A 12014-nucleotide genomic window follows, 5' to 3' on the forward strand; every position below is an offset into this window, starting at 1 on the left:
TACATCAGGATGAGCTTATGTACCAATTGTTTCACTTTGCTTGCCGGATTGAACCGCATTAGAGCAATTGCCGTATTTGTCTCTTCACCGAATCGGACCTCTCCACCGGAAACGGCTTCCCCGAAATGCACAGTCTCAAGCGGTTCATCCCCGCCTCGTTTGTCGTCCTGTGGGCGACAGGTTTCATAGGCGCGCGCTACGCCATGCCCTGGGCGGAGCCCTTCACCTTTCTGGCCGCCCGCTTTGTCATCGCCGCCTTGCTGCTCGCCGGCCTGATGCTCGTGCTTGGCTCGAAGCGAGCCACAAGGGTAGAAGCGCTTCACGCCACGGTCTCTGGCATCCTCATGCATGGCATCTATCTCGGCGCGGTGTTCTGGGCGATCCACAGGGGCATGCCCGCCGGGCTTTCGGCGCTGATCGTCGGCCTGCAACCGCTGATCACGGCCGTGCTTGCCGGCCGGTTCCTCGGCGAGGCCATCCTGCCGCGCCACTGGGCCGGCCTTGCCGTCGGCCTTGTGGGGGTGATCATCGTGCTGTGGCCGAAGCTCGGCGCTCTCGGCGGCGGCGTTACGCCCGAAACCCTGTCGGCGTCGCTGGTCTCGGTGCTGGGCATGAGCGCCGGGACCATCTGGCAGAAGCGCTATGCCTCGGGTGGCGACCTGGTGGCGGCGACGATGTGGCAATATATCGGCGGCGGCTCGCTGATGATCCTGGCTTCGCTGGCCCTTGAGACCCACACGGTGATCATCAACGGCGAACTGATCTTCGCCATGGCCTGGCTGGTCCTGGTGCTGTCGATCGGCGCCATCTTCTTGCTGATGGTGATGATCCGCGACGGCGAGATGTCGAAGGTCGCGTCGCTGTTCTACCTGGTGCCGGTCGTCACCGCTGTCATCGCCTGGGCGCTGTTCGGCGAACGGCTCAGCCTCGTGCAGATCGTCGGCATGGCAATCGCGACGCTCGGCGTCGGGCTGGCCACGGCTCGGCCAGCCAAAACCTAGCTGCCGACACGTGCGCGCGCTTCGAGAAAGCGGCTGATCGCGGCGTTGAGTTCGCCGCCGAGGATGAAGATTGCCGACAGCATATAGAGGAAAACCACGGCGATCATGATCGAGGCAAGCCCCGCATAGGTCGTCACATAGGACGAGAAGTGATCGAGATAGGTCGCGAACATGGTCGAGCCGACAAGCCACGCAGCCAGAGTGAAGATGATGCCAGGCACCAGCGAGACAAAGCGGCGCTTGCCCGCCGGCAGCCAGTAGTGGACGGCAAACAAGCCACCAATGATGACGGTTGAGGCGATGACGTAGCGCCACAGCGTGATCGTGCCCGTATAGGGTTTGATCCACTCGAAATGAGCTTCCGCCAGCCGCGCCAGCAAAGGCGCAAAGACCAGGAGCACGCTGATCGCCAGGAAACCGGCCGTCGCGATCAGCACGAAGAAAATGCTCTGCACCCGGCGGTAGATGATGCCGCGCGTTTCGGCGACGCGGTAGGCGCGGTTGAGCGAGGTGCGCAGCGCCTCGATGCCGTTGGAGGCGAAATAGGCCGCCAGAAGCACGCCGTAGGTCAAAAGATCGGTGCGCCGCACGGTCAGCACGTTGAGCACCTCGCGCGCGATAGGCTTGGCGATCTGTTCGGGCCAGGTGTCGAAGACCAGGTGCACGGCAGTATCGGCGAACGCCTGCGCACCGAGGAAGCTCGCCAGCGTGGTGGCGAAGATCAGGAACGGGAACAGCGCCATGAGCGAAGTGATCGCCAGATGGCTGGCCATGGCCCAGCCGTCATCGGTGTTGAAATGGCCAAGCGCGTCATAGAGCACGCGGCGCAGCACGACGATATTCCGCATCAAGAGCCGCGTTCCCTTCGATTGTCTCGACGCCGCGAATATGGGAAGGGATTGTGGCAAATGGCAACCCTTGCTCAAACCACGATGCCGCCTGCCAAAGAGTTGCGCACCATCATCGTCACCGGCGCCTCGTCCGGGATAGGCGCCCACTGCGCCCGTGCGCTGAAGGCGGATGGCTGGCGCGTGTTTGCAACGGCGCGCAAGCCGGATGACATAGCCGCACTTGAAGCCGACGGCATCGAGGCCTTTTATCTCGACTACCGTGAGCCGGATTCCATCGCAGCACTTGCGGCATCGGTGCTGGAGCGGACAGGCGGACGCCTCGACGCCCTGTTCAACAACGGCGCCCATGCACAGCCCGGCGCCGTGGAAGACCTGCCGGTTGCGGCATTGCGCGAGCAGTTCGAGGCCAATTTCTTCGGCTGGCACGACCTCACCCGACGCATCGTACCGGTAATGCGTCGCCAGGGACATGGCCGCCTCGTTCATTGTTCCTCGATCCTTGGGCTAGCGCCGGTGCCTTTTCGCGGCGCCTACTCAGCCTCCAAGCACGCGCTCGAAGGCCTGATGCTGTGCATGCAGCAGGAACTCAGGGGCAGCGGCATCCATGTCTCGCTGATCGAACCGGGGCCGGTGACCTCGAAAATCGCCAGCAACGGGCTGTTCTGGTTCCTGAAAAACATCGACCACGAGAATTCCGTCCACCACGTCGCCTATGCCGCGCAGCTGGCGCGGCTTCGGGCCGGCGGCAGCTCATCACGGCTGAAAAAGGGGCCGGAGGTGGTCTATGCGGCCTTGCGCCATGCACTTCTGTCGCGGCGCCCGCGCCCGCACTATGTGGTAACAGTGCCGGCCAGGATTGGCGTGATGCTCAAGCGCATCCTGCCGGCATCGATGCTCTACCGCGTTCTGGCCGGACGCGCCTGATCGCAACAGAACTGGGAACAGATCATGGCAACCGTCATCAAAGTCCTCCTCGTCCTCGTCATGGTCGCCGTGGTGATCGTGCTTGTCCGCGGCCTCATCAACATGATGCGCGGCGGCTCCGGTGTGAGCTCGAACAAGCTGATGCAGGCACGCGTGCTGCTGCAGGCGCTGGCGTTGGCACTGATCCTGCTGGTGGTGTATTTCACCCGCAAGTGACGGCCGTTCGGGAGGCGACGTGGTCAAGCTCAACAAGATCTACACCCGCACCGGCGATGACGGCACCACTGGCCTCGGCACCGGTGAACGCAGGCTGAAATCCGACCTGCGCGTCGATGCCTACGGCACCGTCGATGAAGCCAATGCCTGCATCGGTATCGCCCGCCTGCACACAGCGGCAAGTTATCCCGCCATCGACGCCATGCTGTCCCGCATCCAGAACGATTTGTTCGACCTCGGCGCCGATCTCGCCGTGCCCGACGACGGCAAGCCGCTGGGCTACGAGCCGCTGCGCATCATCGCCTCGCAGACCGACCGCGTCGAAAAGGATATCGACCTTCTCAACAAGGATCTGCAGCCGCTCAAATCCTTCGTGCTCAATGGCGGCACGCCGGCGGCGGCAGCACTTCATCTTGCCCGCACCGTGGCGCGACGGGCCGAGCGGATCATGGTGGCGCTGGCGCAGGACCCGGCCGAACATGTCAATCGCGAGGGGCTGAAATACATAAACCGCGTCTCGGACTTTCTGTTCGTCGCCGCTCGTGCGGTCAATGACAACGGAAATGCCGACGTGTTATGGGTGCCCGGCAAGAACCGCTGAATTTTCGAAGGCGGGAAAGGGCTTGGGGCATGTTCATCCCGCTTTACGACTCCAACAGGTTGCGCCACATCCGGCTGCAATATGTGACGATCGGCCTGATCGCGGTCAACGCGCTTGTGTTTCTCATCACCACGATCGGCGGCGAAAATTTCAACAACGCAGCCGTGCTCGGCTTCGGCTTCATTCCTTCGGTTGTCCACGACACGGCAGAACTCTCGCCCCAATTCGTCGTCATTCCCGAGAGCCTGAGTTACCTTACCTATGCCTTCCTGCATGCCGATATCTTTCATCTCGGCGGCAACATGCTGTTCCTGTGGGTGTTCGGCGATAATGTCGAGGACGCACTCGGCCACATCCGCTACCTCATCTTCTACCTGCTTTGCGCCATCGCCGGCGCCTTCTTCCAGGGGCTCGTCGCCTGGAGTTCGGAGGTTCCGCTGATCGGTGCCTCCGGCGCCATTGCCGGCGTCGTCGCCGCCTATCTGGTCCTCTACCCCCGGGTGAAAGTGTGGGTGCTGGTCTTTGCCCGGATTCCGCTGCGTATCCCGGCCTTCATCCCGCTGATCCTGTGGATCGGCTTCCAGGTGGTGATGTTTGCCGCCGGCGGCGAAAACCAGATATCCTGGGCCTGCCATATTGGCGGCATCATTGCCGGTGGCGTGCTGGTGCTCATTATGCGCAGCCGCGGCGTGCCGCTGCTCGCCGGTGGCGACGGCGAGCCGCAACCCGCCGATCAGCCAGCCGCTTCTACTGGGCCGGCGCCAGCCGGTCCCGCTCCCGTGCAACCTGAGACGCGTTGGGGCCGGGGTGGCGCTTCCGGTCACAAGTGAACCGATTTGGGTGGTTTGGCCGCTGCCGTGGCATATTGACGTGTTGCGTCGCCACAACTACGGAGAGCGCCACCGCTAGGCGGCAGAAGACCAGAATTCGTCCGGCCAGGATTCCGTTTGGCCGGAATTCAGTCAGGAATGTCGGCTTTCGACAACTCTGCGGAGGCGCACGCTGCTATAGCGCGCCCGGATATCTCAGGAGAGGTGACAGACAATGAAGATCCTTGTGCCCGTGAAGCGGGTTGTGGATGCGAACGTCAAGGTTCGCGTCAAGGCCGATGGTTCGGCGGTGGAACTCGCCAACGTCAAGATGGCGATGAACCCGTTCGACGAGATCGCGGTGGAAGAGGCGCTCCGGCTGAAGGAAGCCGGCAAGGCCGAAGAGATCATCGTCGTTTCGGTCGGCCCGCAGCAGGCGCAGGAAACGCTCCGCACCGCGCTCGCCATGGGCGCCGACCGCGCCATCCTGGTCAAGACCGACGAGCAGACCGAGCCGCTCGGCGTCGCCAAGGTGCTGAAGGGCGTCGTTGACGCCGAACAGCCCGGTCTCGTGATCCTCGGCAAGCAGGCGATCGATGATGACTCGAACCAGACCGGCCAGATGCTGGCCGCCCTGCTCGGCTGGGCACAGGGCACTTTCGCCTCCAAGGTCGTGATCGACGGCGACAAGGCCAAGGTGACGCGCGAAGTCGACGGCGGCCTGCAGACGGTGGAACTGAAGATGCCGGCGATCATCACCGCCGATCTTCGCCTCAACCAGCCGCGCTATGCCTCGCTGCCCAACATCATGAAGGCCAAGAAGAAGCCGCTCGACGAAAAGAGCCCGGCCGATTACGGCGCCGACGTCAAGCCGCGCCTGAAGGTGCTCAAGACCGAGGAGCCCAGCGGCCGCAAGGCGGGCGTGAAGGTCAACAGTGTCGCCGAACTGGTCGACAAGCTCAAGAACGAAGCCGGCGTGCTCTGAGACTGGAAGGAACAGATAAAATGACCATTCTCCTCATCGCAGAACACGACAACGCCAGCCTTTCCGACCAGACCGCGAAGGCGCTCTCGGCGGCGCTGCAGATCGGTTCGGACGTGCATGTGCTGGTCGCCGGCAAAGGCGCCAAGGGCGCGGCCGACGCCGCTGCCAAGCTCGAGGGCGTGAGCAAGGTGCTGCTGGCCGAGGCCGACGAACTGGCCGAGCGCCTCGCCGAACCGCTCGCCGCACTCGTTGTCTCGCTGGCCGGCGCCTACGACACCATAATCGCGCCGGCGACCTCGTCGGGCAAGAATGTCGCGCCGCGCGTGGCGGCCCTGCTCGATGTCGCGCAAGTCTCCGAGATCATCGAAGTGGTTTCACCAGACACGTTCAAACGGCCGATCTATGCCGGCAACGCCATCCAGACGGTGCAGTCGAGCGACGCCAAGAAGGTCATCACTGTGCGCACCGCCTCCTTCCAGGCTGCCCCGGAGGGCGGCTCGGCAGCTGTCGAGACGGTCAAGGCCGCGGCCAATCCCGGCCTCTCCACTTTCGTCGAGAACAAACTCTCGGAAACCGACCGTCCGGAGCTGACCTCGGCCAAGATCATCATTTCGGGCGGCCGCGCGCTCGGTTCCTCGGAAAAGTTCCAGGAAGTCATCCTGCCGGTCGCCGACAAGCTCGGTGCAGCCGTCGGCGCCTCGCGCGCTGCCGTCGACGCCGGCTACGCCCCGAATGACTGGCAGGTCGGCCAGACCGGCAAGGTCGTGGCGCCTGACCTCTATATTGCCGTCGGCATTTCCGGCGCCATCCAGCACCTTGCCGGCATGAAGGATTCGAAGGTCATCGTCGCCATCAACAAGGACGAAGAGGCGCCGATCTTCCAGGTTGCCGATTATGGCCTGGTCGGCGACCTGTTCGTCATCCTGCCGGAACTGCAAAAGGCGCTTTGACGCTTTCTGCCAAAGCGTATTAAATTGTGAAAGGGTGGGGTAGACGAAGCTGCCCCACCCTTTTAGTTTGCACTGCACAAAAAGCAGGCCGCAAAGGCCTTTTCGACGGGATCGCTGCAAATGGCCAAGATCGAGACGATCGGCATCATCGGCGCCGGCCAGATGGGCGGCGGCATCGCGCATGTATCAGCACTTTCGGGTTTCAAGGTGCTGATCTACGACGTCTCGCCCGACCGTATCGAGAAGGGTATTGCCACGGTCAGCGGCAACATGGCCCGCCAGGTCGGCTCCGGCAAGCTTGAGGAAAAGCTGCGTAACGAAGCGATGGCGCGCATTTCCGCAGCCCCCACCATGGCTGATCTCGCCGGTGCCGATCTGGTGATCGAGGCGGCGACCGAGGACGAGACGGTCAAGCGCAAGATTTACGCGCAGCTCTGTCCCCAGCTCAACCCGGAAGCCATTCTGGCGACCAACACCTCGTCGATTTCGATCACCCGGCTTGCGGCGCAGACCGACCGTCCCGAGCGTTTTATCGGCATACATTTCATGAACCCCGTGCCGCTAATGAAGCTGGTCGAACTGGTGCGCGGCATCGCTACCGAGGATCAGACCTTCGAGGCGGCCAAGGCCTATGTGAAACAGCTCGACAAGACGATCACCGTCTCTGAAGATTTTCCGGCCTTCATCGTCAACCGCATTCTGTTGCCGATGATCAACGAGGCGATCTACACGCTCTATGAGGGGGTCGGCTCGGTCGATGCCATCGACACCGCCATGCGGCTCGGCGCCAACCATCCGATGGGACCGCTGCAGCTCGCCGATTTCATCGGCCTCGACACCTGCCTGTCGATCATGCAGGTGCTGCATGACGGCCTGTCGGATTCGAAATATCGCCCCTGCCCGCTGCTGGTGAAATATGTCGAGGCCGGCTGGCTCGGCCGCAAGACCGGGCGCGGCTTCTACGACTATCGCGGCGAGCATCCGGTTCCGACGCGCTAACCACCAGAACGAAAGTTCCGTGCTCCCTCAGGACGCCGCTGCAAGCGGCGGCTCTGCTTGGCCGCTTGACCCGGTATCGTCAGGCGCCACGGAAACACAGCCGCGGCCGGCGGCCTTGGCCGCATAGCAGGCAGCATCGGCCCGGGCGATGATCTCGTCGACTTCACCGCTGTTGCTGTGGATTGGCGCCAGCCCGATGCTGGCATCGATCGCATGCGGCCGGCCGTCCCAGCTGAACTGCAGGCCGCGGATGGCGTCGATGACCGAGCGTGCGGCAATCCTGGCGCCGGCGCTCGGCCCGGCTTTCAGGATGACCGCGAATTCGTCGCCGCCGAGGCGGGCCACGATATCCTCCGGCCCAAGCGCACCGCGAATGGCCTCGGCAACCCGCTTCAGCAAGGCGTCGCCGGCGGCGTGCCCGCCAGTGTCGTTGACCAGCTTGAAATGGTCTAGATCGATGAACATGAAATGATGTTCGCCCGCCGGCCTGGCTGTGCCGGCCTTGCGGCTCCGGTCGACCAGTTCCTCCATGGTGCGGATAAAGCTCGAACGGTTGGCAAGGCCAGTCAGCGCATCATGCGCCGCGGCATAGGCGAGCTGGCGCTGCAAGGCGCGCGCATCGGTGAAGTCCTGGAAGACAATGACAAGACCGCAGAACTCCTGGCGGTCGTTCATGATCGGCGACACCACCTGGCGGATGCTGCAGCGTGTGTCGTCGCGACGGATGAGGACGGCGCGACTGTTCTGGTCGACAGGGCTGGCGCTGCCGAGCGCCGGCCGCGTCATGCCGATCCTTTGCCCGGTTTCTTCGTCCACCGCCCAGTAGACATGGCCAAGCGTCTTGCCGAGCGCCTCCGCGCCAACAACGCCGGTGAGCTTTTCGGCGACCGGGTTCATGAAGGTGATGCGGTTGGCGGCATCGGTGCAGATGACGGCGTCGCCGATCGACTGCAGCGTCACCCTCAGCCGCTCCTTCTCGTCGGCCAGCATTGCCGCCGATACGATGAGGCTTTCCTCGGTTTGCTTGCGCTGGGTGATGTCGGTCAGGCTGCCGATGGCCCTGACCAGCCGTCCGTCCTTGTCGCGTTCGAGCGTCTTGCCGCGGTCGAGGATCCAGACCCAGTGGCCATCCTTGTGGCGCATCCGGAACTCGGCTTCGAAGAACGGTGTCCTGCCCTCCAGATGGGCACGATCGGCTTCGGCGACGTTTTCGCGATCGTCGGGGTGGATCATCGCCAGCCAGCGGTCGGGGTCGCCGTCCAGTTCGCCATCGGCATAGCCCAGCATCTTCACCCAGGTGGCGGAGTAGGTGGTGCCGCCCTTCCGCATATCAAGATCCCAGACGCCTTGTCCGGCGCTGGCCAGGGCAAAATTCCAGCGCGTTTCGGCTTCGGCTATGCGCGCCTCGGATTGCTTGCGCGCATCGATATCCTCGATCTGGGAGACCAGGTAGAGCGGGCTCCCGCTCTTCTCGTCGCGAATGACGGAACCGGCAAGATGGGCCCATACCGGCGTGCCGTCCTTCCTGAGGTAGCGCTTTTCGAAGTGGAAGGCGTTGACGGTGCCCGCCCGCATGCCGTCCATCGTCTCACGGCCGATCTGCACATCGTCGGGATGGGTGATCTGGAAGAAGGTCAGCGCCTCGATCTCCTGCTTGCTATAGCCGAGCATGGCGGCGAAGGCCGGGTTGGTTTCATGGATGCGGCCGTCGAGGCCGACAATGGCGATGCCGATCGCCGAATCCTCCATGGCGCGGCGGAAACGCTGCTCGCTTTCGGCGATCTGCCGGCGGTCGTCCAGTATCCGGTAAATGAACAGGGCGGCGAGAATCAGCGCAACGGCGGCGACCGGCACCGATATCTGCAGGCAGAGTTTCAGCACTTCGGCGCTGACATCGAGCCGCGACAGCAGGAGCGCGACCACGGCAGCGCAAAGCCCTCCGGCCGCAAGCACCAAAGCCACCTGACTGTCAGCCCGCAGGCTTTTTCGCTCTCGTCGCATCACTGTGCATGCCACCCCATGCGCAACACATTTCTGCAAAAAACACTGGATGATCGATTTTAAGGAAAGGTTGCGCCGGAGCCACCGGCAACACGGTGAACCCGCAAACAATTCCCGGCATGATTAAGGATCGGTGATTATTGGGCGATCTTGAACGGCCCGGTCACCAGCGCACGAAGAACCGTCCCCCGAGCGCGCCCAGACCGGCGAGGACGGCGATGGCGAGCGTGTACCAGTTGGCGACGAAAAGCGGCGAATCGTCGAAGCAGTGCGCGGCGTAGAAGGTCGCCGCCAGGCCGCCGGCGAGCAGTCCCGCGACCGCCCCGGCCAACACCGGCCGCGTCGGCGCGCCATAGCGCAGCATCCACAGGAAGACGGCAAGCGGGCCGATGCCGATCAGCGGGATGAAGCCCATGCAGATCATCATGTTGGAGCCGACCATGCGCGTGCTCCACATCGGCTCCGGCACCATGAACAGTTCGAGAGCCACCGCCACGGCCACCAGCAGCGGCGCCGCCAGCATCCAGGCCGCGGCTCTTGCCGTCGAAGCGCCCGGCGTCGACAACGCCCGGACCAGGCCAAAGGCGGTGACGGCGAGCACGATGGTGAACACGAACTTCGCCAGGAACCGCATCGTGTGCATGGCGGTCATGATGTCGGGACGCGGGCCGATGGTGAGAAAGAAGACCAGAGCCGCGATCACCGCCGCGGCTGCCGCCGCCATCAACCAGGCCGAGCGCAGCGGCATCGCCTTGCTGCTTGTGTCGGCGTCGAGTGCCTTGATGAGATCCTCCGTCCTCATGTCACTGCCGCCCGAAGCGCCCCTGCCCAAATCGCTTGGCGATCGCGGCAAGCCCGCGATGCAGCGACACCCGCACCGCCGTCTCGCTGACGCCGAGCGTGGCCGCCGTCTCGCCGATGGAGCGGCCGTCGACCGAGATCGAAGAAACGACGGAACGCTGCGCAGCCGGCAGTCCGTCCAGCGCCCGGTTGATGTCGCGTTCGCTGACGGTCTCGGTTTCCGGCTCGGCAAAGGTCTCGGCGATCTCGTCGATCTCGATTTCGATGCGCCGTCCGCGCCGCCGGAAAGCATCGATCAGCTTGAAGCGGGCTATCGCATAGATCCATGGCAACACCGGCGCGTCCTGGCGCCAGGTATGCCGTTTCACATGAATGGCCAGCAAGGTTTCCTGCACAACATCCTCGGGATCGACCCCGCCCTGTACGATCTTGCGCCTCGCAAAGCCGCGAACCAGCGCGGCGATCCGGTGCAAAAAGTCGGCGTAGGCCCTTTCATCTCCCGCGATCGCGGCCCGCATCAGCCGGGAAAGCTCGGCCTCATCCTTGCCGCTCACAAGAGTTCACTCCCCGATCTTCGCGCCTCGGCACCGATTTGTTACGTGTCCGGCGAAATGATGTCCAAGCCAAAGTGCCGCAAAATCACGAAAGTTTGCGGGAGCGGCGACCGATTGAAGCAGCCGAGCAATGTTGACTACTGCTGTCAGGTATCGATAGGTGCAGCCTGCGAAACCAGAACCACCGAGATTGAGGATGACGCCATGAGATACACGCTCTCCACCCTAGCGGGGGCCACAGCGCTGGCCGTGAGCATGATCGCCGGGCCGGCGATGGCCGCGGATGCCGGCATCATCGTCTACAACGCCCAGCATGAGAGCCTGGCCAAGGAATGGGTCGAAGGTTTCACCAAGGAAACCGGCATCAAGGTCACGCTGCGCAATGGCGGCGACAGCGATTTCTCCAACCAGATCGTCGCCGAGGGCGCTTCTTCGCCGGCCGACGTGTTCCTGACCGAAAACTCGCCGGCGATGACCCTGGTCGAAGCGGCGGGCCTTTTCGCGCCGGTCGACGCCGACACGCTGGCGCAAGTCCCGGCCGAATTCCAGCCGAGCAGCGGCAGATGGGTGGGTGTCGCGGCGCGCAGCACCGTCTTTGCCTACAACAAAACCAAGCTCACGGCCGAAAAGCTGCCCAAATCGATGCTCGATCTCGCCGATCCGAGCTGGAAAGGCCGCTGGGCAGCCTCGCCTTCCGGCGCCGATTTTCAGGCCATCGTCAGCGCGTTGCTCGAGCTCAAGGGCGAAGCCGCAACCGCCGACTGGCTGAAGGCCATGAAGGAGAATTTCACCGCCTACAAGGGCAACGGCACGGTGATGAAGGCGGTCAATGCCGGCGAGATCGAAGGCGGAATCATCTACCACTATTACTATTTCGGCGATCAGGCAAAGACCGGCGAAAACAGCAAGAACGTCGAACTGCATTATTTCAAGAACCAGGATCCCGGCGCTTTCGTCTCGATCTCCGGCGGCGGCGTGCTCGCCTCGAGCAAGCACCCGAAGGAAGCCCAGGCGTTCCTCAAATGGGTGACCGGGAAAGGCGGCCAGGACGTGCTGAAGACCGGCACGTCCTTCGAATACGCTATCGGCAAGGACGCGCAGTCCAATCCCAAGCTGGTGCCGCTGGCCGACCTGCAGGCGCCGAAGGTCGATCCGGCGACACTGAACTCCAAAAAGGTGACGGACCTGATGACGGCAGCCGGCTTGCTTTAGGCTGGGTTCGTCCTAAAAGGGCAACGATTGCGCTCCTGCCGGACTTTCCGCAGGAGCGCTCTGTTTTCGAGATGGCATTGTCCATGACGACACATTGCGTTTCCGGCCGC

The 12014-nt window shown here is 63.3% G+C and carries 13 protein-coding genes; 9 read left to right on the forward strand and 4 right to left on the reverse strand.

Translation table 11 applies throughout. The annotated features are described in order from the left end of the window. The first annotated feature begins 125 nt into the window (after positions 1–125). Positions 126–1001: a DMT family transporter gene (locus NKK52_RS21240; protein ID WP_031193215.1), complete on the forward strand. Its 876-nt coding sequence runs from the start codon at positions 126–128 to the stop codon at positions 999–1001. Here NKK52_RS21240 and NKK52_RS21245 read toward each other — a convergent pair. Then, on the reverse strand, positions 998–1849 hold the full coding sequence (locus NKK52_RS21245; RefSeq protein WP_023671675.1) for a YihY/virulence factor BrkB family protein: 852 nt from the start codon (positions 1847–1849) through the stop codon (positions 998–1000). The genes NKK52_RS21240 and NKK52_RS21245 overlap by 4 nt on opposite strands. 60 nt (positions 1850–1909) lie before the next feature. Between NKK52_RS21245 and NKK52_RS21250 the strand changes: the two genes are divergently transcribed. The 7 genes from NKK52_RS21250 (at position 1910) to NKK52_RS21280 (ending at position 7336) form a co-directional block, all read left to right on the forward strand. After that, positions 1910–2776, forward strand: a complete 867-nt coding sequence (locus NKK52_RS21250) for an SDR family oxidoreductase (protein WP_081732471.1) — start codon at positions 1910–1912, stop codon at positions 2774–2776. Between the two features lie 24 nt (positions 2777–2800). Continuing rightward, positions 2801–2992, forward strand: coding sequence for a twin transmembrane helix small protein (locus tag NKK52_RS21255; RefSeq protein WP_023671673.1), 192 nt, complete (start codon positions 2801–2803; stop codon positions 2990–2992). Between the two features lie 19 nt (positions 2993–3011). Beyond that, entirely contained in the window at positions 3012–3593 is a 582-nt protein-coding gene (locus NKK52_RS21260; protein WP_023671672.1) for a cob(I)yrinic acid a,c-diamide adenosyltransferase, read from the forward strand. Positions 3594–3622: 29 nt separating this feature from the next. Further along, the gene (locus tag NKK52_RS21265; protein ID WP_023685321.1) at positions 3623–4423 is read left to right on the forward strand and encodes a rhomboid family intramembrane serine protease; all 801 of its coding nucleotides are present in this window, start codon (positions 3623–3625) and stop codon (positions 4421–4423) included. A gap of 214 nt (positions 4424–4637) precedes the next feature. Next, positions 4638–5387 carry an electron transfer flavoprotein subunit beta/FixA family protein gene (locus tag NKK52_RS21270; protein WP_023685322.1) on the forward strand — a complete coding sequence of 250 codons (750 nt, stop codon included), beginning with the start codon at positions 4638–4640 and terminating at the stop codon, positions 5385–5387. 20 nt (positions 5388–5407) lie between these two features. Further along, complete coding sequence (locus tag NKK52_RS21275) at positions 5408–6337, forward strand: electron transfer flavoprotein subunit alpha/FixB family protein (protein ID WP_023685323.1); 930 nt, start codon at positions 5408–5410, stop codon at positions 6335–6337. Between the two features lie 120 nt (positions 6338–6457). Then, the gene (locus NKK52_RS21280) at positions 6458–7336 is read left to right on the forward strand and encodes a 3-hydroxybutyryl-CoA dehydrogenase (RefSeq protein WP_023671668.1); all 879 of its coding nucleotides are present in this window, start codon (positions 6458–6460) and stop codon (positions 7334–7336) included. A 27-nt stretch (positions 7337–7363) separates the two neighbouring features. On the opposite strand, the gene NKK52_RS21285 is transcribed toward NKK52_RS21280, so the two are convergent. The 3 genes from NKK52_RS21285 to NKK52_RS21295 form a co-directional block, all read right to left on the reverse strand. Further along, positions 7364–9289 (reverse strand): PAS domain S-box protein, encoded by a 1926-nt coding sequence (locus NKK52_RS21285; RefSeq protein WP_245263150.1) that lies wholly within the window; start codon positions 9287–9289, stop codon positions 7364–7366. A gap of 211 nt (positions 9290–9500) precedes the next feature. Further along, positions 9501–10139, reverse strand: a complete 639-nt coding sequence (locus NKK52_RS21290) for an NrsF family protein (RefSeq protein ID WP_023685325.1) — start codon at positions 10137–10139, stop codon at positions 9501–9503. A gap of 1 nt (position 10140) precedes the next feature. After that, on the reverse strand, positions 10141–10692 hold the full coding sequence (locus tag NKK52_RS21295; protein WP_023685326.1) for a sigma-70 family RNA polymerase sigma factor: 552 nt from the start codon (positions 10690–10692) through the stop codon (positions 10141–10143). A 204-nt stretch (positions 10693–10896) separates the two neighbouring features. Here NKK52_RS21295 and NKK52_RS21300 point away from each other — a divergent pair, with 204 nt between their 5' ends. Next, on the forward strand, positions 10897–11904 hold the full coding sequence (locus NKK52_RS21300; RefSeq protein WP_023685327.1) for an iron ABC transporter substrate-binding protein: 1008 nt from the start codon (positions 10897–10899) through the stop codon (positions 11902–11904). Positions 11905–12014: the final 110 nt, after the last annotated feature.

Source organism: Mesorhizobium sp. C277A (genome assembly GCF_040324395.1).
Lineage (GTDB): Bacteria > Pseudomonadota > Alphaproteobacteria > Rhizobiales > Rhizobiaceae > Mesorhizobium.

What these genes read in the sequence shown, in the direction of transcription:
- NKK52_RS21240 (WP_031193215.1), top strand. Translation starts at nt 126, where the DNA reads ATGCACAGTCTCAAGCGGTTCATCCCCGCCTCGTTTGTCGTCCTGTGG.
- NKK52_RS21245 (WP_023671675.1), bottom strand. Translation starts at nt 1,849, where the DNA reads ATGCGGAATATCGTCGTGCTGCGCCGCGTGCTCTATGACGCGCTTGGC.
- NKK52_RS21250 (WP_081732471.1), top strand. Translation starts at nt 1,910, where the DNA reads ATGGCAACCCTTGCTCAAACCACGATGCCGCCTGCCAAAGAGTTGCGC.
- NKK52_RS21255 (WP_023671673.1), top strand. Translation starts at nt 2,801, where the DNA reads ATGGCAACCGTCATCAAAGTCCTCCTCGTCCTCGTCATGGTCGCCGTG.
- NKK52_RS21265 (WP_023685321.1), top strand. Translation starts at nt 3,623, where the DNA reads ATGTTCATCCCGCTTTACGACTCCAACAGGTTGCGCCACATCCGGCTG.
- NKK52_RS21270 (WP_023685322.1), top strand. Translation starts at nt 4,638, where the DNA reads ATGAAGATCCTTGTGCCCGTGAAGCGGGTTGTGGATGCGAACGTCAAG.
- NKK52_RS21275 (WP_023685323.1), top strand. Translation starts at nt 5,408, where the DNA reads ATGACCATTCTCCTCATCGCAGAACACGACAACGCCAGCCTTTCCGAC.
- NKK52_RS21280 (WP_023671668.1), top strand. Translation starts at nt 6,458, where the DNA reads ATGGCCAAGATCGAGACGATCGGCATCATCGGCGCCGGCCAGATGGGC.
- NKK52_RS21290 (WP_023685325.1), bottom strand. Translation starts at nt 10,139, where the DNA reads ATGAGGACGGAGGATCTCATCAAGGCACTCGACGCCGACACAAGCAGC.
- NKK52_RS21300 (WP_023685327.1), top strand. Translation starts at nt 10,897, where the DNA reads ATGAGATACACGCTCTCCACCCTAGCGGGGGCCACAGCGCTGGCCGTG.